Below are 23,732 nucleotides of genomic sequence, written 5' to 3'. Positions count from 1 at the left end.
CCGCCTGCGCGGGGACGACGTTGATATGCGCGCAGGGACGACGTAGATATGCGCGCGGGGACGACGTTGATATGCGCGCGGGGACGATGTCGATATGTCCGAGGCGACGGCGTTGATCCGCGCACGTGGCTAGATCCCCGCCGCCATCATCCCATCCGCAACCTCGGCCCAGATGTTCCCGCTGCGCATGAATTTTTCGGTGGCGAGCAACTGGAACTGGTTGTGCACGCTGTCCCAGCCATAACGGTCGACTTCGATGCGCAGCGGCTCGATGCGGATCACGTTGAACGAATTCACCTCGCCCCGCCCGCGCGTGGACGTCGCCGTGCCGGCCTGCACGACGAGCGCGGCGTACTCGCTGATCTTGTAGCGCGCCTGCGTATTGCCCGCGTGGCTCATGTGCAGGTGGCCGGCCATCAAGAGGTCCACGCCCAGTTCCGCGAACACGTCCATCGCCATGTGCGCGCGGTCGACCAGGTCGCCTTCTTCCACGCCCTTGGGCAGGTCGAACGGGTGGTGCGTGACGACGACGCGCGTGACGCCGGGCGGGAGGCCGGACAAGGTCGCGCGGATCTTTTCCACCTGCTCGCGGTTCACGCGGCCGTCCTTGAACGTGAGCGAACGCGCCGTGTTCACGCCCAGCACGGCGATCTCGTCGTCGATATGGACGGGGTCGAGGTCGTCCGTGATGTAGCGCTTGTAGCGGTCGAGCGGCAACAGGAACCGGCGGAACACGTTGTACAGCGAAATGTCGTGGTTGCCCGGCACGATGATCTGCGGGCCCGGCAAGGTGTCGAGCCAGGCCTTCGCCTCCTCGAACTGCTCGCTCTTGGCCCGCTGCGTCAGGTCGCCCGAGACGACGACGACGTCGGGCGCGAGCTTGTGGACCAGTTCGCGCAGCGGATCGAGCAGCACGGGGTCGACCCGGCCGAAATGCAGGTCGGACAGATGGACGAGTGTACGCATGGGCTTCCCTTTCCGTTAGCGATCGTTGGCGCCATTTTGTACCGGCGGCACGAGCACCGTCAGTGCGCCAGGCCGCATCCGGTAGTGCAGCGGCGGACGCATTTCCGTCACCTCGCCGTCCGTCGCCACGAGCAGATGGCGGCGGTGCGTGTCGATGTCGAACCCGGGCGCCGTCAGCACGTCGAAGTCGCGCGCCTCGCCGAGGCGGCCGCGCAGCGCGTCAACGGCGAAGCGCAGCAGGCCCAGGCGGGTGGGATGCTGGGCCATGTACAGGCTCAGCACGCCTTCGTCCAGGCGCGCCCGCTCGCCGATCGACAAGCCTTCCATCGTGTAGGCATTGTTGCCGATGAAGACGAACGGCGTGCGCCGCGCCAGGCGCTCGCCGTTCACGTCGAGGCGCATCGACAGGAACGGATAGCGGCGCAGCGCGGCCAGCGCCGCCCAGACGGCCGCCGGCCACTTGCCGCGGCCGAGGCGGCGCTGCTGCTTCTCGCGGTCGCGCACGATGTCCGGATACAGGCCGAGGCTCGAATTGTTCAGGAAGATGCGGCCGTTCACCTCGCCCACGTCGACTTGCACCGGCCGGCCCGTCGCCAGGTTGCGCACGGCCGCATCGAGGTCGAGCGGGATGCCGAGGTCCTTGGCGAAATGGTTCAGCGTGCCGAGCGGCAGCACGCCGAACGGCACGCCGCTGTCGACCATCACCGAGGCCACCGCATTGATCGTGCCGTCGCCGCCGCCGGCCGCCACGAGGCGCGCGCCCTGCTCCAGCGCGCGGCGCGCCGTGGCGATCATCCGTTCGCCGCCATCGGCCAGGACCAGTTCGGCATCCAGTCCCGCGTCGGTTAGTTGCGTCTTGAGCGTGTCGCACGCCGCCTCGTCGTGCCCGGTGCCGGCGCCGGCGTTGACGATCACGGTCACGGGCTTCATCCGAGGTCCTCCGCCGCATGGGTACGCTCGCTCCACGATGTCTCTCCCCGCGCCAGCCGGCGCCGGTGCAGGGTGGAGACGGCCGTGATGCAGATGGCCAGCCACGCCGCACCCTCGGCCGCCGCAGCCAGCACGTCGGACAGGTAGTGCACGCCCAGGTACATGCGCGACAGCGCGACGAGCGCCACCATCGCGCCGGCTGCCGTCACGACGAGCACGCGCGCGCGCCACGCGTGCACGCGGCGCACGAGGTAGCACGCGAGCAGGCCGTAGAACACCGTGGCCGCCGCCGTGTGGCCGCTGGGGAAGCTGTAGGTGAGCAGGCTCAGCAGCGGGTCGTCGAAGGACGGGCGCACGCGCCGGAACACGTGCTTGAGCGCGACGTTCAGCAGCATGCCGCCCGGCACGGCGATGAGGCAGGCGATCAGCCAGTAACGCGCGCGGCGGCGCCAGAACCACAGGGCCAGCAGCGCGCCCATGACGCTGGAACCGGCGAGGCCGTTCCAGTGCGTGACGAACAGCATGGCGCGCGTGAAGCCGGGCGTGGCGCGCTCGTGGAACCAGTGGGCGAGCCGCACGTCGACGCGCGTGATGGTGGCACCATGCACGACGTCCGCGGCGATCGCGCCGAAGATCCAGGCGGCCGCCAGCAGCAGCGCGAGGCCGACGGTCAGGTGCAGGCCCAGCTCGCCCTCGGGCGACAGGCGGGCGGCGAGGAAGCGCGAGAGGCGTGACGGAACGGTATTCAACATGCCGCTCCAGATGGGGTGTATTGGCGAAAAAACCACACAAATATGCAATAACTGGTTTTTTGTACAGTAACTGTGGATTCATACAGTAGTTGTGCTATTCTGTACCTACTCGAGCAAGACAACTTGCCCAGAACAGCCCAACCTGATTCGCAAATTAACTCGATTAAGGGATCGTCATGACTACTCTGAACAGCTCCTTCGGCCTTGAATACGCTCCGACGCCTTTCCTGCTGCGCCTTGGTCGCCGCGAAGTGCTGGTGACGCGCGACTTCCGCAAGCGCTTCTACCCGGTCAACCCGATCATCGAGTGCGATACCGGCGTCGAACCGGGCCACGTGGAAGTGCTGCTGCTGCGCCGCTGGCTGCTGATCCTGTCCAAGGCGCATTGAATCCATAAGCATCATCGTTTTGATTCGTTGTCTTTCGCGGGGCCGGCGCCTGTCGTCTCTCACTGGTCGCTGCCCGAAAACCGGCGCCGTCTTCCGGGCACGCGGTCGAAAGAAAACGATGTTCAATAAAAGCTCGCGTATGACATCGATGCTATCAGCGAACGCGGCCTTATCGCGCACAACTGGCGGCGGCCCCCGAAAGGGTGCGCCGCGCGGCGTCGTTATCGACCTTGCAAACCCTGCTCCTCGCCCCACCTTGTAAAAACGTCTTGAATTCTGCCGTGCGACCACGATTGTCGTGATCGGTCATCGTATCGACCGTACGCATTGAGCGGGCCTCCGGAATCCGCATGCCGCGGAATGCGGCGTCCGTTCTCCAACCGAGAGAAGGAGCATTCATGGCACTGCAACTACGCAAGATTAACGAGCAGGTGATGGTCATTACCGGCGCCACGAGCGGCATCGGCCTCACGACGGCGCGCATGGCCGCCGAGCAATGCGCCAAGCTGGTCCTCGCCGCGCGCAGCGCCGACGCGCTCGACCAGCTGGCAAGCGAGCTGCGCCGCACCGGCACGCAAGTCGCGACCGTCGTCGCCGACGTCGGCAACCCGGCCGACGTCGAACGCATCGGCCACGCCGCGATGGAACGCTTCGGCCGCATCGACACGTGGATCAACAACGCCGGCATCTCGATCTTCGGCCGCAACGAAGACGTGTCGCTGGACGACATGCAGCGCCTGTTCGACACCAATTACTGGGGCGTCGTGCACGGCTCGCTGGAAGCCGTCAAGCACATGAAAGCGCGCGGCGGCGGCACCATCATCAACCTGGGCAGCGAACTGTCCGACCATTCCATCCCCCTGCAAGGCATCTACGCCGCATCGAAACACGCCGTGAAGGCGTTCACGGATTCGCTGCGCGTCGAACTGGAAAAAGACAGGGCGCCGATCTCCGTCACGCTCGTCAAGCCGGCCGCCGTCGACACGATGTTCGTCGCCCACGCCAAGAATTACATGGACAGGGAACCGAGCCTGCCGCCGCCGGTCTACGCGCCGCAACTCGTGGCCAAGGCGATCCTGTACGCGGCCCAGCATCCCAGGCGCGACGTATTCGTCGGCGGCGCGGCCAAGGCGCTCTCGGCCGGCAGCTTCGCGCTGCCCGCCGTGCTCGACCGCTACCTGCGCGCGACGATGTTCAAGCAGCAGCAGTCGGACGCGACCAGCGCGCCGAACCGCGGCGATGCGCTGCACGAGCCGAACCCGCAGCACGAACTGCGCGAACGCCAGGGCATCTCCGCGCACGTGATCGAGACGTGCCCGTACACGGCGCTGTCGCTGCGCAAGGGCAAGGTGATGGGCGCGCTGCTGGGCGCCGGCGCCCTGTACGCCGCGTGGAAGCTGGCGGGACGTCCGGCCGCGCGCACGTGGTCCGCGAGCCGCCTGCGCCAGGCGCTGTGAATCTCCGTCATCGATCGACAAGGAGGCATCATGTCCCTCAAGCTGAAAAAACTGGATGAACAGGTGATGGTGATCACGGGTGCGACGAGCGGCATCGGCCTGGCCACCGCCCGCATGGCGGCCGAAGGCGGCGCACGGCTCGTGCTGGCGGCGCGCGACGCCGACGCCCTCGACACCCTCGCGCACGAAATGCGCCAGCGCGGCATGGAAGTGGCAACCGTCACGGCCGACGTCGGCAACCCTGCCGACGTGGCGCGCATCGGCCAGCAAGCGATGGAGCGCTTCGGCCGCGTCGACACGTGGGTCAACAATGCGGGCATCAGCGTGTACGGCAGGAACGAAGACATCGCGCTGGAAGACATGCGCAAGGTCATGCAGACAAATTTCTGGGGCGTCGTGCACGGCTCGCTGGAAGCCGTCAGGCTGATGAAGGGACGCGGCGGCGGCGCCCTCATCAACCTCGGCAGCGAAGTGTCGGACCGCGCCGTGCCGCTGCAGGGTACGTATTCCGCGTCCAAGCACGCGATCAAGGCGTTCACGGAATCGCTGCGCATGGAGCTGGACAAGGAAGACGCGGGCATCTCGCTCACCGTGATCAAGCCGTCCGCCATCGCCACGCCGTTCCCGAACCACGCCAAGAGCTATATGGAACACGAGCCCGACCTGCCCCCGCCGAACTACGCGCCAGAGCTGGTGGCGCAGGCCATCGTGCACGCAGCCCAGGTGCCCGAACGCGACCTGTATGTGGGTGGCCATTCGAAGCTGACGTCGCTGGCGGGCTACCTGATGCCGCGCGCGCTCGACCGCTTCATGGGCAGAACGATGTTCAGCCAGCAGCAATCCGACCGCCCGAATTCGAGCGCGCGCCGCGACACCCTGTACCGGCCGGACGCCGCGCAGGAACTCCGCCAGCGCAACGACAGCGACCACCTCGTCGTCGAACGGAGCCCGTACACATCGTTCGAGATGCGATCAAAGTCCACCAAGACCGTGCTGCTGGGCGGCGCGCTGCTGGCGGCCTGGGCGCTGACGCGCAAGCCGTGGCAGCGGACGGCGTGGCATGCGTCGTAGGGTGGGCACCCCGTGCCCACGTCCGCGCCGCCGTGACGCATGCATTTGGCGGGCACGGGGTGCCCGCCCTACGGCTGGATGAGCCTCGCGGCCATGACGCGTGAGCGGCAATGACAAAGGGCCGGATGGCATCCACCATCCGGCCCTCGTGCGTGATGTGCCGCGGCTTACTTGCCCGGCGCCCGCCCCCGCGGCGGCTCGCTGCCGAGGAAGTCGACATCGTCGTCCGTCAGCGGCAGGCTCGGAATCGATTCGATGCGGTCGGTATCGATGTCGCTGCCGTCCTTGCCGATCAGGTCGCGGCCGGCCGCGGCCCGTTCGCCCGTGCCGCCGAAGTCGCTGTCGCTTTCGAAGTTCGGGTCGCCCAGGTCGGCGCCGGCGCTGTCGTAGCCGGCTTCGTTGTCGGACGTCGTGCCGGTGTCCAGGTCGATCTTCTGATCGTCGTCCAGATTGGCCGCGAAGCCGGGACCGCCGACGACGTCACTGCCGGTGTCCGAAATATCGCTCGGACCGAGCGAATCGATGCCGTGGCCCTTGCCCAGGCTACGGTCGGGTGCTTCAGGAAAGTTATCTGGATCAAGTGTGCTCGTACCAGTCATGTTGCCTCCGAAATAATGCAAAAATCATGAGGACAGGCTACCTGCTTTTGCCGCGCAGCGGCGCAGCGCACGGGAACCAGCGCTAAAAAGCGTGGCGCATGCCGACGTTCACGGCCGAGCTGCCGCTCGGGCGGGCCGCGCCGCCGATCAGGATGCCGGTGCCGTTCGTGTTGACGGTGCGCGAGAACGCGGCGTAGAAGTCGGTGCTGCGCGAGACGACGTAGCTGGCGCCGATCGCGAACTGGTTGGCGTCGCGGTTGGCCAGGTCACGGTCGTTCTTGTGGATGAACGAGGCGAGGAAGGTGGTCGAGCGCGTCACCGGGACGGCGACGCCGACGAGGGTGTCGCGGCTGTCGGTCGACGACGTGCTGGCCACGCCGGCGCCATACGGATTGTCGGGGTTGTACAGCGGCGAGCTGCCCCAGCCGCGGTTGGCGGAATACGCGGCATAGGCCGTGCCCCAGCGCATGCGCACATTGGCCGCGATCAGGGAGTTCTTGGCATCCATATTGTTGCCTGCCAAGTCGTACAAATGGATCTGGGCCACGTGCCGGTTCTGGTGGGCGGCGCGCAGCGACAGTGCGCCGTAGTCGAAGCCGATCGACATGCCCCAGGCGCGGTCCCCGAGCGGGTCGCCGCCGAGCGTGTCGGTGGTCCAGGACGCGCCCGTGCTCAGGTGCTTGAACTGGCTGTTGTAATAGCGCACGCCGCCGTCGATGGGCAAGCCGCTCCGCGTGACGAGATTGCTGGCCTTGCCGGCCGTGCCGGCGTGGAACGGATCGCCGACGTCGGGATGCGCCAGGTATTCGAAGTTGTACTGGTGGCCCAGCGTGAAGCCGCAGGTGCCCGGCTGGGTGCCGATGTCGTCGAGGCGTCCGTACGTGCGGCGCGGCGGCGAGGCCCAGACCGCGCCATTGCTCCGGGTCGGCTGTCCCGTGAACACGGCGATGTCATGCCCGCCCGGCGCTTCGCCGACGTAGTCCGTGCCCGCGCGCGTGCCTGCCGGCCGGGCGCAATCGGTGCAAGCGCTCTTGCGCGTCGCATCCGGATTGCCGGCGCTGGCCGCACTTTCAGAATCCTGCGCGCATGCGAGCGACGCACATCCGCCCAGCATCACACACACAACGAAACCCTTGTTCATGGCGCAATTCCTCTCTACGCCTTAACACTATCCGCTTAACCACAACTCTATCTGTCCAATATCGCACAAATCTACTCTCATCTTTTCCCGATGTCTTGTCAGCGTATTCTGACGTATGTACGTACGGAACATATGATGGTTTCGATTTTGCCGACTGGTCATCGCCAGGATTCCGATTTAGAATCACATGAGCCAATTTGTAACTAAACTACGGAATAACAAGAACCATGAGACAGCTCCACCGTACCCTGACTACAATTTCCCTCGCTTTGTGTGCGGCCCTGCCAGCAATGGCAGTGACCACGAAAACAACAAACGTTGCACCAATGCAACACGTAAATTGGTCGCGCAACGCCAATATCTATGAAGTGAACATCCGGCAATACACGCCCGAAGGTACGTTCAAGGCCTTTGCGCAACATCTGCCGCGCCTCAAGAAGATGGGCGTGGACATCCTGTGGCTGATGCCGATCCAGCCGATCGGCGAAAAGAACCGCAAGGGCACGCTGGGCAGCTATTACGCCGTGCGCGATTACACGGCCGTCAACCCGGAATTCGGCACGCTCGACGAGTTGCGGGCCCTCGTCAGGCAGGCACACGGCCTCGGCATGCACGTGATCCTCGACTGGGTCGCGAACCACACGGCGTTCGACAACCCGTGGACGCAGGCGCACAGCGACTGGTATCTCAAGAACGACAAGGGCGAGATCTATCCGGTCACCTACACGGATGGCGCCGAGCCCGAGTACTGGACCGACGTGACGGGCCTCGACTACAGCAAGCCCGGCCTGTGGAAAGGCATGACGGACGCGATGCTGTACTGGGTGCGCGAAGCCGACGTCGACGGCTTCCGGTGCGACGTCGCCGGCAAGGTGCCGACGCCGTTCTGGAACCAGGCTCGCGCCGAGCTCGACCGCGTAAAACCCGTGTTCATGCTGGCCGAGGCCGACAAGCCCGAGCTGCACGAACACGCTTTCGACATGACGTATGGATGGGACACGAAAGACCTGTTCAAGGCCGTCGCCAAGGGCAAGGCGGATGCGCGCACGCTCACGGATTTCGTCGAACACCCCCCGAAGGCATTCCCGCCGGGCGCCTACCGCATGCGCTTCACGAGCAACCACGACGAGAACTCCTGGGCCGGCAGCGACGCCGAACTGTACGGCCCCGCATTCAAGGCGATGGCCGTGCTGGCCGCCACGCTGCCGGGCATGCCGCTGATCTATGGCGGACAGGAATCCGGCCTCGACAAGCGCATCCAGTTCTTCGAAAAAGATCCGATCCAGTGGAAGGACTACGCCTATGCGCCCTTCTACACGCAGTTACTGGCACTCAAGCACGCCAATCCGGCGCTGTGGAACGGCCAGTACGGCGGCCCCGTCCAGGTGCTTCGAACCGGCAACGACAAGGTGTTCGCGTTCCGCCGCACACTGGCTGGCAACAGCGTGCAGGTGACGGTCAACGTGTCGGACGGCGCCCAGCGCTACACCCTGCCCGGCGGCAAGCCGCAGACGCTGGCCGCCTGGGACTATCGCATCGACGCGCCGCGCCAGCACTGACCCGGGAAGGCGGCCGGGCTGACCGGTCGGAGGCCGCGCTCAGCGGACAGGCGCCCGGGCTCAGGCCTCGGCCGCCTTGCGCTCGGGCGTCCCGCCAAACGCGGAACGATCCGCGCGCCACGGGTCGCCGGGTGCGCGCAGGTAATGGCGCACGAGATAACCCCAGGGAAGCACGAACGGCATGATCACGACGAAGGCGCAATTGAACGTGTTTTCCGCCGTGGCGGCGTCCATCGTGCCCGCACGCCATGCAGGCCAGGCAACCATGCCGAGCCACAGCACCTTCCACACCAGTTCCCACAACAGCACGGGCAGCATCCGCAACGGATAGCGCAGGCCGACGATGCACAGCAGCCAGAACGCCAGCAACATGGCATCGACGATGCCCTGTGCCAGCTCGCGCTGCCCCGCATGGCGGAGAATCGACGGCACGGCAAACACGCCGAGCCCGCCGACGACCAGCAGATACATCGCCCGCAACAGGTACAGCCGCAACAACGACACTTCGCGCATGATGGCTCCTCGAACGTTGGTCGATGACCTTGCGGCCATTGAACTGCGATTACTCGACTTCCTTCAACACTTTCTCGACCGCGCCCATGCGCCCATCCAGCCGTGCGAGCGCGGCATTCATCGCCGCCAGCTGGGCCACGGTCTCGGCCTGGGTCCGGGCGAGGTCGTCCGCCAGCCGGCGGTCGGCCTCGTCGCGGGCAGTGCGCGCCTTCGCCTGCTGGATCATGGCGAAATACTTCATGCCGAAGACCAGCAGGACGGTGGCCAGGGGCAGGCAGATCGTCAACAGATACACGGTGGTGGACATGGCAGCCTCTACTCTTCCTCGTGAAGGTTCAACGTCTTGACCGCTTCGGCGATGGCGGCGGGCGCCAGCAACACACCGAACTCGGCCACATCGAAATACTTGAGCGCCTTGCCGTCGCTGGACAGTTCGAGCTGGCTCGTGACGAGCCCGGCCTCTTCCAGCTTTTGCAGGTGCAGGTGCAGCAATGGACGACTCAACCCGATCTCGCGCGCCAGCTGGCTCACGTAATTGCGCCCGCCCGTCTCCAGCGCCGCGACGATGCGCAGCCGGTGCGGATTGGCGAGCGCCGCCAGCATGGCCAGCAAGCGGTCTCCCTGCAGGTGTTTGGATTTGTCTTTCACGTGTAAACAATATCTGACAGGTGAAAGAAAGTCCAGAACGGATTGATGCATACGCGCCGGCGGCGCAGCGATCGTCAGCGCCGCAGCGCCGTGAACCCGGCCGGCTCCCACTCGCGCAGCGCCAGCAGCAGGCCGCTGCCGCGCCGCCTGGGCAGCGGCGACGCCAGGCTTTCCTCATGCAGTTCGGCGAAGCGGGCGCGCAAGCGGCGCAGCTCCACCTGCATCGCCGCGAGCGCGCTCTCCGTCAGCATGCCGTGCGTGAAGGCAAGCGTCTCGTCGGGCAGGTCGAAGCGGCCGTCGAGGAAATCAGCCAGGCCCTGCGTACGAAAGTAACGGCGGATGGGCCCATCGGGCAGCCAGTCGAAATCGCGCGCCACGTTCAGGCGGATGCGATTGCCCGGCATCAGCGCGATCAGGTGCAGGCGGTCGAGGTGCAGCAGCTTCTGCAGGCACTCTGCCTCCGTAAGACGGTACACGGCGAGGATGTCCGCCAACGTCCAGTGATTCAGCGCGCACGCGGCGACGAGCAGCAGTTTCGTGTCCGACACGAGTTCCTTTTCCTGCGCCGGACTCAAGGTATGCAACCGGGTGCCGGACAGCGCCGCCTCCTGCGCGAGCTCGGCCAGCGTAAAACCGAGCATGTTGCTGATCTCGATGAGGCGGTCGACGCCGAGCGTGTCCGACGTCAGCAGCCGCTTGACGCTCGCCTCCGACAGGCCCAGCGTACCGGCCACGTCGCGGTATGTCTTGCCTTGCAGCTTCAGTTGGCGCTTGATAGTCGTGAGCAGTTGGGTGACTTCGGACATGGTCGCGGATTCCGATACGGAGGGCTATAAGATGGGAGCTGATTCGTGCGATCGTAGCATGTCCAGCCATACCGGCCGGCCACCACGAAGAGATCTGATGAGCCAGGCCGACGACCTGGCCCACGGCGCGACGCGAAGAAGCTGGTCTTCGCGTGCGATGAGCGGCCGTCGACGCTCAGGCGGCGAGCGGCGTCACCGTCTTTGCAGCCGGGACGACGATCACGGAATGAACGGCGGCATGCCGGGGCGCTTCGATGGAAACGCTCGACTTCGCCGCTTCGGCCTTGAGCCGATAACTCTGATACGCGGGAATCGCGATGGCGGCAAGAATGCCGGCAACGAACGCCACGGGGAAAATCAATACGAGAATCCGGATCGCGATATGCACAGGCTCGCTGATCACACCGTTATTGTATTTTCTCGCCCAGCTCTGCTGGCTCATGAAGGTGTAGATGAACGTCTCGACGAAGGCGATCAGACCCGGAATCCCGGTCCAGCAAAACAGGATGTAGAAAATACCGGAGATTGGGCTGCGCAAATAGAACCGATGGATACCGATCCCGCCGACGAACGCCGCCAGCACCGCGGCCACGCTCTGGCTTTTGATATTGCCCGTCGCAGCGGCCGTCTGCTGGCATCCGCAATGGGGGCACGAAACGGCCGTTTCATGGATCTCTTTACCGCAGCCTCTGCAAAACACCATTGCCATGCGTCCTCCAACAGTTTGATTTCGAACTAACAACTATTGTTGAAGAGTATCGCATCTATTTCGTGTTGGCAATAAATTATCAACCGACATTCAGCCGGCATCGACAGGACCAGCCATCGCAGCCCCGTCGGATACGAAGATGGTGTTTCGACGCCGCATTCCTCACATGCACACGGCGCGCGAGTACGCGCCGCGCGCTGACCGCCGGCGCGCGTAACCGCCCACGACGGCCAGCCCGACGACCAGCATCGCCATCGAGGCCGGCTCCGGTACCGGCTGCAACAGGGCGTGGGCCGCGGTGGCGAACTCGAGCGTTCCCATGCGTGCGACGCCGGCCGAGCGCAAGGTGACCGACAATGTATCGGAGGACGCGAGGTAGCTGGACAGGCCATCCGTTTCGAGGATGTGATTGCCGTCCTCGTCCGTGACGGTCCCGTTCACCGCCACGGTGGCAAACGCATAGTTCGGAGAACCGGCCGCGCTGGCGGTTGCCCTGGCATCGATGGTGAACGTGACTTGCGTGTACGGCGCCAGGACGAACCCGAGGAAGCTGTCGGTGTTGGTATCGGCGATGCCGCCCTGGATGGTAACCAGCGAGCTGGCGCTGGTCGGGGTGGCGTCGCCGGCCAGATACGCGTCCCCCGTGTCGATCCGTACCTGGACGGGGCGCTCTCCCCTGCTGCCGTCCTGCACCGATTCGCGTACGGCGCCGTTGATGTCGCGCAGGAGCGCCCATCCGTTCACCGATGAATCATCGAGGAAGCTGACGCTGGGATCGATGCCGTCGCAGACATTGAGGTCGACGAGTTGATAGGCGAACGAATCGAACGATGAGGTTGCACCCAATTGTGCCAAAGCACCGGGCGAGGCACCCAGCATTGCCGCGGAAAGAAGCGTCGCGATGGCTGCGTGAAGCGAGGTTTTCATGATCTGCTCCGTTGACGGGCACCTGGCGCAGCCCTGGCGGTATCGCAGTCGTCTGGCCCCGGGAATATTGCCAGGCGCGCAGAATGGATAGGTGACGAGCCAGCCGACCTCGATCGACTATAAGAAGCGCTGCCAGCCTTTCGCTTATTCGAACGCAAAGGTGCGGATGTCTCTGTCGAGATGTACGGCGGGGCTTGCCGCATTTCTTTAATAGCAAAGCTCTAGCAGAGATAATAAGATGGCGATAGGAAAATCAACCTATGGTAACCATTGCAACACGGGGCAATGATGCCTTGGTACGGGCGGCCCCAGCGGTGGCACGAGAAATATTGAAGACCTTGGCTGCCTCGCGGTGAGACAGGCCAGACTCTTTGATTTCCTGCCGAAACTTTGGCGCCGTACGAGCTTGGGATGGACGCGATTGCTCATGGATCGAACTTCACCTGACGGTTCGGAACTGGTGGGCGACCGTCGGAGGAAAACCAGCGATCAACTGATCAAGCATGGCCTTTGCTCGGAACAGGGCCATCCCGCGACAGGGAATATGATCGCACGAAACTGACCAAGTAATCACCGCGTCAGCTCTCAATGCTATGCACTACTTGGACGGCAAATGAGACGATTTGAAATGTCTTGGCTCGTAAGCCCAGCCCTTCGACTTTCACACGAAGCGAAAAAGTAAAAGAGCCTCTATGATTCGCATGAATACTGGCTTTAACATGTCTCTTAGTGCACTCAAATTCCGAGCCATACCTCAAATTTATGGCGTTGCTTTCCACACCAACTGGTCCAAGCCATGCACCACAAACTCGATACAAGAAACTACAGTTTGGAGGTCAGTTGCTTCGATCTCCCATGTCTCCCTCGGAACACCCGGCTTGAGATCTCCTTCGTGTGCAATCTTGTTTCGTCGATTTACAACCGCAGAGAGTTGTAGTTTGAGAGCTTTTGCACGCACAACACGTTGGTTTATTGGCGCGCCCGCCCTAGTTGCCAACTCATTCCAAAGCTCGATCTCAGACACCATTCTGACGCCATCAGCGATTTTCTCCGGATCCTGAAATGAAAGAATGTTTAAACGATTTCGCACATCAAGCTCAAAAGCTGCTGCTTGCTGCTCGATATCCGCATGCCGCATCCTTAACAGAACTTCACCTGTAAAAGGATATTTTTTAAAACCGACCGGCGCCAGTCGTTCGCCACGAAAAATTTGAATTAATTGCTGCGTTATTAGCTCATGAACATAAAGATCCAAAGCACTAACGCGCGCAACCCATTCAGCTCGAAGTAGCTCATCAAAATTCAGAACCGCTGTAGCTTTACTTGTAAGGTATCGATAAAGAGCATTTAGTTCATTACATCGCTTCCAAACGAGGTCGAACTGTTGTATCGGGCTCATTTTATTTAGTAAGCGCAATAATCTTGGCTGCACAATCTTTAAACGCAGCCTCAAAAACCTTCATATTTGCAGAGGTTTGCTGCCAAACTTTCCCCTTTTGCTTCAAACCTCTAGCGGTCAGCCCATACACAGGAATCTGATGTTCTTGAGATAAAGCAATTAGACTATTAAAATCAGCAACTGATAACAGCGGTTCATACGGCGCGAAATCCACTTTACTTTCGAAGGCTTCCCTGTTAAGCAATCCCGCTTTTTCAAGACTCGGCACCAATTCTTTTTCCAGGCCATCAGTAAGGCGACCAATCCAACGTTCAAACGCCGCGCTCGGCTGACCGTTACGGGGGCGATATTTTTGCACGATTGCACCAATAAATTGAGCGTGGGGTTGTGGAAAAGGGTAATCGGCTTCTCGCAGTACCTCAATGTCGTATGCAGTTCTAGCCCAAGCAGCCCACCGTGGCAATGACTTTGCAAGCGAACTGAGGGCCATTGATGAAAAATAATCAGGATGCAATGGAACAATAAAATGATCACATGTCATCAATAGATTCTGATTAATTGGACCCAAACTAGGGCTCATATCAACAATAACATAATCAATATTATATTTCTCGGCAGTGAGATCAAGAAGGTAACGAAGAGAACCAGGAAGATTTCTTAAGGCAAGCAGCGATCCACTTAGCTCTTGCGCAATACCCAGCGTCGTTTCATATTCAGCCAAACCGATGTGCCCAGGCAGTAAAAATAAATTTGCGTTTCCTTGCACCTGAACACATTCAGCACCAACAATTTGCCTAGGCTTAGATTCGAAAGCTGGCGCCAAGCCGTCCTTTACATTATTTGCAGGATCAGGTGAATAAGTATTCTCCAAATCCTCAATCCCCTTAAATCCCAGAACCATTCCTGTCAAATTACATTGCGGATCAAAGTCAGCCAGAAGTACTCGCTTCTTTTGTGTAGCAAGCATCCAACCTAAATTGAAGGCAGTCGTCGTTTTACTGACGCCACCCTTGTGATTAAATAAACACAAAACTTTGGGAGATTTTTTCTGGCTCTGGCTTTTAGGGGATAATTTAGCCCTGAGAACACGCTTCGCAGCTACGGGTTTCGCATTCGCCTTCTTCACTGGTGGCGCCTTAATGCTGACCTTCGGCGTCGTGGCGGCGCTAGTGCTTTTCTTTGCTGCGGGACCTGTCGTTTTTTTCGCTGAAGTGGCCATTGCAGTTCTCCAAGGTTTGATTTTCCATAGTGTACTTCTTCGGGGAAATTTCGTATACATGTTGATAACGCTTCGGAGCGTCACACCGATCATGCTGACCAACGCCAACTACAAAAGCGCAGTCGGTGCCAACAAGGTGACGAGCCGCGCCGACGACAATGATCGCTTCCGTATCGAACTACAGAACCGTCAACGAGTGCCGCCACTTGGATACTCTTGTGCCTAGGCGCTAATCCGCCTAACTGCCGCGGCCGGAAAATCCTGATCGCAAACGACCGAACTCCTTGCAAGGTAGCTAAAGGGAGCTAGGGGACATGTCGCGACCGGCACCGACAGACCGAAACGGGAGTTTCAAATTGAAGATCAAACAGCGATGGACCTATTCGATATATCGGATCGCACTTCAAGAAGCAAAAGCATGCACGTGCGACTCTACGTACGAGGGAAATAACGATCGATTGAGGAAATCGTTTCCGCAACTTGTAAATCGATAAGGCAGTAACGCAACAATTCGCGGACTGCTCTAGAGACAAACGATACGAAAAAACCCTGCAATTCAAGGGCTTATTCATGTGTTCTGGCGGAAGCGGTGAGATTCGAACTCACGAACGGGTTCCCCCGTCGGCAGTTTTCAAGACTGCTGCCTTCAACCACTCGGCCACGCTTCCTGAGGAACCGGCATTATACATAAATCATTGCCCCACGGGCAGCAAACGGGCAGCAAACAGACTGGGCCTACTTGGCCGACCACACGACCGATCCAACGGCCGCATCCGACTCCATGCGTGCCATCAGCAGCCAGTTTTCCCGCAGACTCTTCTCGAATTCATACGCAGGCAGCGGCTTCCCGTACAGATAGCCCTGCACTTCGTCGCAGCCGGCCTGGCGCAGGAACTCCAGCTGCTCCAGGGTCTCCACGCCTTCCGCGATCACGCGGTGCCCCAGCTTGCGGCCCATGCCGATGATGGTGCTCGCGATGGCGCAATCGCTCGGGTCCTGCGGGATGCCGGTCGTGAACGAGCGGTCGATCTTCAGCGTGTCGATCGGGAAGCGCTTCAGGTACGACAGGCTCGAATAGCCTGTGCCGAAATCGTCCAGCGACAGCGCCACGCCCAGCGCGCTGATGCGGTCCATGATGGCGATCACGTGCTCGATGTCGTGCATCAGCGTGCTTTCCGTGATCTCCAGTTCCAGCCAGTGCGCGTCGAGGCGGTAGCGGCGCAGGGTTTCCGCGACGCGGCCCGGCAGCGATGCCGTGAATTCGCGTGCCGACACGTTCACCGCGAGGCGGAACGGCGGCAGGCCGGCGCGTTGCCAGATCGCGGCCTGGGCGCAGGCCTGTTCCAGCACCCACTCGCCGACCTGCACGATCAGGCCCGTGCTTTCGGCCAGCGGGATGAATTCGATCGGCGGGACCATGCCGCGCACCGGATGCTTCCAGCGCACGAGGGCTTCGGCGCCCACGAGGCGGGTCGAGCCGATTTCGAATTTGGGCTGGTAGTGCAGAATGAGTTCGCCGTTGCCGAGGGCGTGGCGCAGGCCGGATTCGATCAGCATGCGCTGCTGCATGCCTTCGTTCATGTCGAGGCGGTAGAAGGCGACGCTGCGGTCCGGATTTTCGGCGTGTTCCTTGGCGCGCTCCATCGCGATGTCGGCCATGCGCAGCAGCGTTTCCGCGTCCTGGCCGTCCTGCGGGTAGACCGAGATGCCGATGCTCGCGCCCACGCGCAGGTCGTGGCCCTGCACGAGGAACGGCGCTTCCAGCGCGCCCTGCAGTTTTTGCGCGACCGTCGTGGCCTCGAAGTGCTGGCGGATGTCGAACAGGCCGACGGCGAATTCGTCGCCGGACAGGTGCGCCACGACGTCTTCGTCGCGCAGCGTGTTGCGCAGGCGTTCGGCGACCTGGCGCAGCAGTTCGTCGCCGACCCTGCGGCCCAGGGTGCCGTTGATCAGCTTGAAGCGGTTCAGGTCCAGGTACAGCACGCAGGCCGTCGACTCGTTGCGCTGGGCGACCATCAGGGCCTGGTCGACGAGGCGGCCGAACAGCGTGCGGTTCGGCAGGCCGGTGAGCTCCTGGTAGTAGGCCAGATGATGCAGGCGTTCCTCGGCCAGCTTGCGTTCCGTGATGTCGGTGAGGTAGGCGATCAGGCCGATGGGACGGTCTTCCAGGTCGCACAGCGGCGACAGCGACAGGCTGGCCCAGAACACTTCGCCCGATTTCTTCCGGCGCCGCACTTCCATCATGCGGCCGCCCTGCTCCGCGAAGGCGTCCTCGAAATCCGGCTCTTCCTCCGCGTACAGGAACAGGATGTTGCGGCCCACGGCTTCCAGCGCCGTGTAGCCGAACAGGAGTTCCGCGCCCTTGTTCCAGCTGGTGATGTAGCCCAGGCGGTCGAGCGTGAGGACGGATTCGTGGATCTGGTCCAGGATCTGCGACTGGTGCGCCAGTTGCGCCTCGACCTGGGCGTAGGCATGGGTGGTGCGCCGGGCCAGCGAATGCACCTGCAGCAGCGAACCGGTGAGGCCGGCCAGGCCTTCCAGCAGGCGCCAGTCTTCAAGGCTGTAGGTGCGGCCGGCGACTTCGTAGCGGCCGAAGCACAGGGCGTCGGCGCGCACTTCCTGCAGCAGCGCACCGTCGACCGCGGCCCGCGGAATGGCGTCGTCGGGGATGAAGGCGCCGTGCGGGCTGGCGAGCAGCGCCGCGGCGATGTGTCCCAGTTCGGCGTACAGGGCATCGCCCCGGAGTTTCAACACGGCGTCGCAGACGGCAGCGCTGCCGCCCACGAAATCCATTGGCGCAGCGGCTGGCATCTTAGACATTGCGGGCTACCTGGATGGCCCAGTGATAGGCATGCAACTGGCTCTGCCACCAGTCCGCCCCGTCGACGCCCGCCTCCTCCAACGTCTCCGGGTCGGGCCGGCCTGCTTCGGCCAGCCGCAATCGTTGTCCGAGCTGCCCCTCGCGCCGCAGCAGCGCGGCTTCGACATGTTCGGGCAGGTTCAAGTCCTGTACGACGTCCGCCATCGGCATCTGGAACAGGCGGTCCAGCAGCGAGAACACGCCGGCCATGAAGGCGAGGTCCTGGTCGTCGCGGTCGCCGCCGTCGCGCTTGCACAGCGCTTCCAGCGCCGCGCCGCGCAGCGCGGCCACGGGCAGCATCAGGTTCGGCGGACTGTCCGGATGCTGGCGCGCGTACAGCAGCAATTGCAGCCAGCGCTGCAGCTGGCGGCGGCCCAGGCGGCTGATCGCCTGGGCGAAGCCCGTGATCTGGGTGCCGACGGAAAACGCGGCCGAGTTCACGAGCTTCAAAAGATGGTAAGACAGGGCCGGGTCCTGCTTGAGCTGCGCTTCGAGCTCGCGCGAATCGGCATCGCGGGCCAGCAGGGCGAGCATCGTCAGCATGTGGCGGCGCGACGTGCCGTCGTCGCCTTCCGGCACGCTGCCGCCAAGCGCGTAGTCGCCGCTGAACCAGGAAAAGCCGGCGTTCTCGCAGGCGCGGTAGCGCGCCATGTCGTCGACCTGGTAGGCCAGGTGCGGGCCGAACAGCGCGGGCAGCGCGCCGGCGCGCGGCAGCTCGGCGCACGCGTCGCGCGCGACGGTGCGCAGCGCGACCGGTGCCGCGACGCCTTCCGGCAGCGGACCGTCGATCAGCACCCGGTAGCCGGCCATCTGCAATTCCGCCAGGCGGCGCGCCGTGCCGTCCGTCGCCAGCGCCGCGGCGCGCACGGCCAGCAGCACGCGGTTGGCCGGCAGGACGTTCAGGACGGGTGGCGTGAGGACGGCGATGTCGTCGAGCCGGACGACGCAGTCGAGCGGCGCGATGGCGGCCAGCAGGTCCGCCGTGCCGAACACGCCCAGCAGCCCGGCATCGTCGAGCCCCTGCCCCGGCGTGCCAAGCAAAAGTGCGACCCACTCGTTCTGCGCATTGGCGACGGAACGTATTTCAACCACCGGGAACGGGGCGCTGGCCATTGGCGGATTAGCGAATATGCATTGATAGTAACCAGCTAATAGTAGAGCACCCCTTTTCGGAAAGCAACTGTTTCTGTTTCCTATAGGATACGCTTTTACAGATATATTTACACGCCTGCGCTGCCGAACCGGCCGTGCTGCACGGCGAACTTGATCAGCTCCGCCTGCCCCTCGATCCCCAGCTTGCGCTTGATGTTCAGGCGGTGCGTTTCGACGGTGCGCACGGACAGGTCGAGCGCCCGCGCGATCTGCTTGTTCGATTCGCCGTTGGCGATGTGGCGCAGCACTTCCTGCTCGCGCGAAGTGAGCTGGTTGTCCTGGGCGGCCGGGCGTGCCAGCTGGCGCGCGACGGCGGCGCTGTAGTAGATGCCGCCGGCCATGACGGTGTCGATGGCGAGCACGATGTCCTTGCCCGGCGCGTCCTTCAGCACATAGCCGCGCGCGCCGGCCTGCATGGCCTGGGTGACGTATTCCAGCTTGTCGTGCATCGACAGGATCAGCACCGCGATGTCCGGGAAATTCGTGGTCAGCCGCGCCGTGGCCTCGATGCCGCTGCCGTCGCGCATGGTGATGTCCATCAGCACGAGGTCGATGCGCGTGCTGCCCGCGAGCGCGAGCGCCTCGGCGCCGGAATCCGCTTCGGCCACGACGCGGAAATGGGGCACGGCCTCCAGGCGCGCGCGCAGGCCGTCGCGCACGAGCGGGTGGTCGTCGACGAGCATGATGTGGATGGTCCCGGTCGTCATTCATCCTCCAGTTCGACGCTCGCGCACACGGTGGTGCCGGCCGCCGACGATGCGATGTCGAGGTGGCCGCCGATGGCGTCCAGCCGCTCCATCATGTTGCGCAGGCCGATGCCGCGCTGCGGGTGCGTGGCCACGCCCTCGGCGTCGAAGCCGGCGCCGTCGTCGGCGATGGTGAGCAGCACGCGCCCGCGGCCCGTGTGCAGGGACAGGTCGATGTGCCGTGCGCCCGCGTGGCGCTCGATGTTCGTCAGCGCTTCCTGGGCGATGCGGAACAGCACCGTGCCGACGGTCTGCGGCAGGTACTCGGCATCGCGGTCGCCCGTTGCGGCGAACGTCACCGGCGTGCCGCTGTGCTGCGAGAATTCCTCGGCCAGGTGGTCGAGCGCGGCCGCGAGGCCGAGGTCATCGAGCAGGGTCGGACGCAGGTCGTGCGAGATGCGGCGCACCTCGCCCAGCACCTTGTTGAGTTCTTCCGCCGTGCGCTCGAAGCTGGCGCGCGCCTGGCGCTGCTGGTCCGGCGTGCCGCCGAGGCGGATGATGCCCGCCTCGATCTGCAGCTTGATCGACACGAGCCACTGGCTGATGCCGTCGTGCAGGTCGCGCGACAGGCGCGCCCGTTCCTGCTCCTGCGAATCGACGACGCGCTGCGCGAGGGCTTTCAGCTTCGTGTCCGCCACCCGCGATTCGCTGATGTTCAGCGCCAGACCGGCGCCGCCGATGACGAGCGTGGCGAGGATGGCGAGACCGGCGATCCACCACATCGTCGTCTGGATGTTGCGCGACTGCTGGGCGTCGACCTGGTCGAGCGCGGCCTGCACGTCGTCCAGGTACAGGCCGCTGCCCATGATCCAGCCCCATTGCGGGACCGCCACGACGTAGCCGAGCTTGGGGCCCGATTTGTTCGTCGACGGCTTGACCCAGTTGTAGCGCACGAGTCCTCCGCCCTGCTTCGCCACGGCGACGATGTTCTGGATGGTCGGCGCACCGAACTGGTCGCGCAGGTTCCACAGGTCGCGTCCGACCAGCTCGGGCTGGCGCGGGTGCATCAGGTTGCGGCCGTGCATGTCGTAGACGAAGAAATAGCCGTCGTCGCCGAAGCTCAGCGATTGCAGCACGCGCTTGGCCTCCGCCAGCGTGGCCGGGTCGCTGCGGCCGGACGCCGTCAGGTGGGCGATCGAGTGCGAGGCCAGGTCCACGTAATGGCGCAGTTCCGCCTGCTTGCTGGCCAGATAGGCCTGCTGGATGGTCGCGTGTTGCTCGTGCGCCAGCGCGATCGCCTGCTGCCGGACGAACAGGGCGATCGCGCACAGCGCCACGATCAGCGGGGCGATCGCGAGAAAAATGACCTTCTGCCGTAATTGCATGCCGTGCGCGTGGAATCAGTCGTAACATCAAATTGTACAGCGTAGGGTGGGCACCCAGTGCCCACGCGTGACGTATGTGCCGTGTTGGCGTTGCGCGTGGGCTCGGGGAGCCCGCCGTACGTAGGATTACGTAGCGCGCTGCGTAGTCGTGCGCTTGTTGGATGCCGACCCGTGCAAGATACTGACAGGCACGCTGCTGTTCATGCAAGCCGGCATCGACCGGTCGGGCAGCGCATCCAATCGGAGGAGTCAATAATGAAACGTCTAACAAGCCAGCTCGGCTGGGCTGCGCTGTCGCTCGCGGGCGCCGCGTCGCTCGCCTACGTCGCCCTCAAGCGCGGCGAATCCATCAACGCCGTCTGGGTCGTCGTCGCGGCGGTCTGCGTCTACCTGATCGCGTACCGCTTCTACAGCCGGTTCATCGCCGACAAGGTGATGGGCCTCGACGCCCGCCGCCAGACCCCGGCGTACAAGTACAACGACGGCCTCGATTTCGTGCCGACGAACCGCTACGTGCTGTTCGGCCACCACTTCGCCGCGATCGCCGGCGCCGGTCCGCTCGTCGGCCCCGTGCTCGCCGCGCAGATGGGCTATCTGCCGGGCATGCTGTGGATCCTGGCCGGCGTCGTGTTCGCCGGCGCCGTGCAGGACTTCATGGTGCTGTTCATCTCGATGCGCCGCGACGGCCGCTCGCTCGGCGACCTGATCAAGTCCGAGATGGGCGAGATCCCCGGCGTGATCGCCCTGTTCGGCACCTTCATGATCATGGTGATCATCCTGGCCGTGCTGGCGCTGATCGTCGTGAAGGCCCTCACCGCCTCGCCGTGGGGCGCGTTCACCGTGATGGCGACGATCCCGATCGCGCTGTTCATGGGCATCTACTCGCGCTACATCCGCGTGGGCCGCATCGGCGAAGTGTCGCTGATCGGCTTCGTGCTGCTGATCGGCGCCATCGCCGGCGGCCAGTACGTGCACGACTCGGCCACCCTGGGCGCGATGTTCAACTTCACCGGCATCCAGCTCACCTGGATGCTGATCGGCTACGGCTTCGTGGCGTCGGTCATTCCCGTGTGGCTGCTGCTGGCGCCGCGCGACTACCTGTCCACGTTCCTCAAGATCGGCACCATCGTCGGCCTCGCGCTGGGCATCGTGTTCGTCGCGCCGATGATGCAGATGCCCTCGATCACCCGCTTCATCGACGGCACCGGCCCGGCCTGGTCCGGCTCGCTGTTCCCGTTCCTGTTCATCACCATCGCGTGCGGCGCCGTGTCCGGCTTCCACGCATTGATCTCGTCGGGCACCACGCCGAAGATGATCGAGAACGAACAGCACGCCCGCTTCATCGGCTACGGCGGCATGCTGATGGAATCGTTCGTCGCGATCATGGCACTCGTCGCCGCGTCGACGATCGACCCGGGCGTCTATTTCGCGATGAACAGCCCGGCCGCCGTGATCGGCACCACCGCCCAGACGGCCGCCGCCGCGGTCTCGCACTGGGGCTTCGTGATCACGCCCGACCAGCTGACGCAGATCGCGAAAGACGTCGGCGAAAACACCATCATCTCGCGCGCCGGCGGCGCCCCGACGCTGGCCGTCGGCATGGCCCACATCCTGTCGAACGTCATCGGCGGCAAGGTCATGATGGCGTTCTGGTACCACTTCGCGATCCTGTTCGAGGCGCTGTTCATCCTCACCGCCGTCGACGCGGGCACGCGCGCCGGCCGCTTCATGCTGCAGGACCTGCTGGGCGCCTTCGCGCCGTCGTTCAAGCGCACCGAGTCGCTGCCCGCCAACCTGATCGCCACGGGCCTGTGCGTGGCCGCCTGGGGCTATTTCCTGTACCAGGGCGTCGTCGATCCGCTGGGCGGCATCAACACCTTGTGGCCGCTGTTCGGCATCGCCAACCAGATGCTGGCCGGTATCGCGCTCACGCTGGGTACCGTCGTGCTGTTCAAGATGAAGCGCGGCCAGTACGCGTGGGTCTCGATCGTGCCGACCATCTGGCTGCTGATCTGCACCCTGTCCGCCGGCTGGCTCAAGATCTTCGATCCGAACGTCAAGGTCGGCTTCATGGCGCACGCCCACAAGTTCCAGGCCGCGCTCGACCAGGGCCAGGTGCTGGCGCCGGCCAAGTCGCTCGACCAGATGGGCCGCATCATCTTCAACGACTACGTCGACGCCACCTTGTGCGGCTTCTTCATGGTCGTCGTGCTGGCGGTGCTGCTGTACGGCATCCGCACGGCGCTGGCCGCGCGCAGGAATGCCCGTCCGAGCGCGCAGGAAACGCCGTACGTCGCGGCGCCGGCCGCATCGATGGCCGAGGCGCAGTGATGCTCGGCGCGCTGGCACAGGCGGGCCGCTACCTCGGGCAAAGCATGCGCCTGATGGTCGGCCTGCCGGAATACGACACCTATGTGGCGCACATGGAAAAGACCCATCCGGACCAGCCGGTCATGAGCTACGAGGAGTTCTTCCGCGAGCGCCAGCAGGCGCGCTACGGCAACGGCAAGCGCGGCGGGTGTTGCTGAGCTGGCAGTAAGCAGGTCGCACCCACCCGTCGTCCC

The 23,732-nt window shown here is 63.6% G+C and carries 23 protein-coding genes, 1 tRNA gene and 1 pseudogene; 6 read left to right on the top strand and 19 right to left on the bottom strand.

Going from position 1 to position 23,732, the window contains the following annotated elements; translation table 11 throughout:
• Positions 1–129: 129 nt before the first annotated feature.
• From ACEN9Q_RS05605 to ACEN9Q_RS05595, 3 genes are read right to left on the bottom strand one after another with little or no spacing between them, the layout of a single operon-like run.
• On the bottom strand, positions 130–966 hold the full coding sequence (locus ACEN9Q_RS05605; protein ID WP_495627633.1) for a metallophosphoesterase family protein: 837 nt from the start codon (positions 964–966) through the stop codon (positions 130–132).
• Positions 967–981: 15 nt separating this feature from the next.
• Positions 982–1,896, bottom strand: coding sequence for a diacylglycerol/lipid kinase family protein (locus ACEN9Q_RS05600; RefSeq protein WP_082548259.1), 915 nt, complete (start codon positions 1,894–1,896; stop codon positions 982–984).
• Positions 1,893–2,648, bottom strand: a complete 756-nt coding sequence (locus tag ACEN9Q_RS05595; RefSeq protein WP_056447610.1) for a phosphatase PAP2 family protein — start codon at positions 2,646–2,648, stop codon at positions 1,893–1,895. Before ACEN9Q_RS05595 ends, ACEN9Q_RS05600 begins: the two co-directional genes overlap by 4 nt.
• Before the next feature lie 176 nt (positions 2,649–2,824).
• Here ACEN9Q_RS05595 and ACEN9Q_RS05590 point away from each other — a divergent pair, with 176 nt between their 5' ends.
• From ACEN9Q_RS05590 to ACEN9Q_RS05580, 3 genes are all read left to right on the top strand, one after another.
• Complete coding sequence (locus tag ACEN9Q_RS05590) at positions 2,825–3,037, top strand: hypothetical protein (RefSeq protein ID WP_056447608.1); 213 nt, start codon at positions 2,825–2,827, stop codon at positions 3,035–3,037.
• Positions 3,038–3,435: 398 nt separating this feature from the next.
• The gene (locus tag ACEN9Q_RS05585; protein WP_495627632.1) at positions 3,436–4,494 is read left to right on the top strand and encodes an SDR family oxidoreductase; all 1,059 of its coding nucleotides are present in this window, start codon (positions 3,436–3,438) and stop codon (positions 4,492–4,494) included.
• A 30-nt stretch (positions 4,495–4,524) separates the two neighbouring features.
• Positions 4,525–5,565: an SDR family oxidoreductase gene (locus tag ACEN9Q_RS05580; protein ID WP_495627631.1), complete on the top strand. Its 1,041-nt coding sequence runs from the start codon at positions 4,525–4,527 to the stop codon at positions 5,563–5,565.
• Positions 5,566–5,732: 167 nt separating this feature from the next.
• Here the strand turns inward: ACEN9Q_RS05580 and ACEN9Q_RS05575 are convergent, their stop codons facing one another.
• A complete protein-coding gene (locus tag ACEN9Q_RS05575) occupies positions 5,733–6,164 on the bottom strand; it encodes a hypothetical protein (RefSeq protein ID WP_056447656.1) in 432 nt (143 codons plus the stop codon).
• A gap of 82 nt (positions 6,165–6,246) precedes the next feature.
• Positions 6,247–7,305 (bottom strand): porin, encoded by a 1,059-nt coding sequence (locus ACEN9Q_RS05570; RefSeq protein WP_495627630.1) that lies wholly within the window; start codon positions 7,303–7,305, stop codon positions 6,247–6,249.
• Positions 7,306–7,631: 326 nt separating this feature from the next.
• Between ACEN9Q_RS05570 and ACEN9Q_RS05565 the strand changes: the two genes are divergently transcribed.
• Positions 7,632–8,864, top strand: a complete 1,233-nt coding sequence (locus tag ACEN9Q_RS05565; RefSeq protein ID WP_495627629.1) for an alpha-amylase family glycosyl hydrolase — start codon at positions 7,632–7,634, stop codon at positions 8,862–8,864.
• Positions 8,865–8,924: 60 nt separating this feature from the next.
• On the opposite strand, the gene ACEN9Q_RS05560 is transcribed toward ACEN9Q_RS05565, so the two are convergent.
• The 14 genes and pseudogenes from ACEN9Q_RS05560 to ACEN9Q_RS05495 form a co-directional block, all read right to left on the bottom strand.
• Positions 8,925–9,377, bottom strand: a complete 453-nt coding sequence (locus ACEN9Q_RS05560; RefSeq protein ID WP_056447598.1) for a hypothetical protein — start codon at positions 9,375–9,377, stop codon at positions 8,925–8,927.
• 49 nt (positions 9,378–9,426) lie between these two features.
• On the bottom strand, positions 9,427–9,684 hold the full coding sequence (locus ACEN9Q_RS05555; RefSeq protein WP_495627628.1) for a hypothetical protein: 258 nt from the start codon (positions 9,682–9,684) through the stop codon (positions 9,427–9,429).
• Between the two features lie 8 nt (positions 9,685–9,692).
• Positions 9,693–10,025 (bottom strand): ArsR/SmtB family transcription factor, encoded by a 333-nt coding sequence (locus ACEN9Q_RS05550; RefSeq protein WP_229412835.1) that lies wholly within the window; start codon positions 10,023–10,025, stop codon positions 9,693–9,695.
• 74 nt (positions 10,026–10,099) lie between these two features.
• Positions 10,100–10,831: a helix-turn-helix domain-containing protein gene (locus ACEN9Q_RS05545; RefSeq protein ID WP_056447594.1), complete on the bottom strand. Its 732-nt coding sequence runs from the start codon at positions 10,829–10,831 to the stop codon at positions 10,100–10,102.
• Between the two features lie 175 nt (positions 10,832–11,006).
• Positions 11,007–11,540, bottom strand: coding sequence for a TM2 domain-containing protein (locus ACEN9Q_RS05540; protein WP_495627627.1), 534 nt, complete (start codon positions 11,538–11,540; stop codon positions 11,007–11,009).
• Positions 11,541–11,702: 162 nt separating this feature from the next.
• Complete coding sequence (locus ACEN9Q_RS05535) at positions 11,703–12,467, bottom strand: PEP-CTERM sorting domain-containing protein (RefSeq protein WP_495627626.1); 765 nt, start codon at positions 12,465–12,467, stop codon at positions 11,703–11,705.
• 310 nt (positions 12,468–12,777) lie between these two features.
• Positions 12,778–12,896, bottom strand: a pseudogene (locus tag ACEN9Q_RS05530) (IS481 family transposase); the annotation flags it as partial.
• Between the two features lie 331 nt (positions 12,897–13,227).
• A complete protein-coding gene (locus ACEN9Q_RS05525; protein WP_495627625.1) occupies positions 13,228–13,866 on the bottom strand; it encodes a HEPN domain-containing protein in 639 nt (212 codons plus the stop codon).
• Position 13,867: 1 nt separating this feature from the next.
• Positions 13,868–15,085, bottom strand: a complete 1,218-nt coding sequence (locus ACEN9Q_RS05520; protein ID WP_495627624.1) for a ParA family protein — start codon at positions 15,083–15,085, stop codon at positions 13,868–13,870.
• Positions 15,086–15,663: 578 nt separating this feature from the next.
• A tRNA-Ser gene (locus tag ACEN9Q_RS05515) sits at positions 15,664–15,753 on the bottom strand.
• A 67-nt stretch (positions 15,754–15,820) separates the two neighbouring features.
• Positions 15,821–17,896, bottom strand: coding sequence for a putative bifunctional diguanylate cyclase/phosphodiesterase (locus ACEN9Q_RS05510; RefSeq protein ID WP_495628918.1), 2,076 nt, complete (start codon positions 17,894–17,896; stop codon positions 15,821–15,823).
• Position 17,897: 1 nt separating this feature from the next.
• A complete protein-coding gene (locus ACEN9Q_RS05505; protein ID WP_495627623.1) occupies positions 17,898–19,058 on the bottom strand; it encodes an HDOD domain-containing protein in 1,161 nt (386 codons plus the stop codon).
• Positions 19,059–19,165: 107 nt separating this feature from the next.
• A complete protein-coding gene (locus ACEN9Q_RS05500; RefSeq protein ID WP_056447586.1) occupies positions 19,166–19,804 on the bottom strand; it encodes a response regulator in 639 nt (212 codons plus the stop codon).
• Positions 19,801–21,168 (bottom strand): cache domain-containing protein, encoded by a 1,368-nt coding sequence (locus ACEN9Q_RS05495; protein ID WP_495627622.1) that lies wholly within the window; start codon positions 21,166–21,168, stop codon positions 19,801–19,803. The genes ACEN9Q_RS05500 and ACEN9Q_RS05495 overlap by 4 nt, the downstream gene beginning before the upstream one ends.
• Before the next feature lie 255 nt (positions 21,169–21,423).
• Between ACEN9Q_RS05495 and ACEN9Q_RS05490 the strand changes: the two genes are divergently transcribed.
• On the top strand, positions 21,424–23,499 hold the full coding sequence (locus tag ACEN9Q_RS05490) for a carbon starvation CstA family protein (protein ID WP_495627621.1): 2,076 nt from the start codon (positions 21,424–21,426) through the stop codon (positions 23,497–23,499).
• A complete protein-coding gene (locus ACEN9Q_RS05485) occupies positions 23,499–23,696 on the top strand; it encodes a YbdD/YjiX family protein (RefSeq protein ID WP_056127383.1) in 198 nt (65 codons plus the stop codon). The genes ACEN9Q_RS05490 and ACEN9Q_RS05485 overlap by 1 nt, the downstream gene beginning before the upstream one ends.
• Positions 23,697–23,732: the final 36 nt, after the last annotated feature.

The organism is Massilia sp. Masssp93 (genome assembly GCF_059491295.1).
Note: the sequence above shows the minus strand (reverse complement) of the source record. Positions and strands in the feature narration are given on the sequence as shown.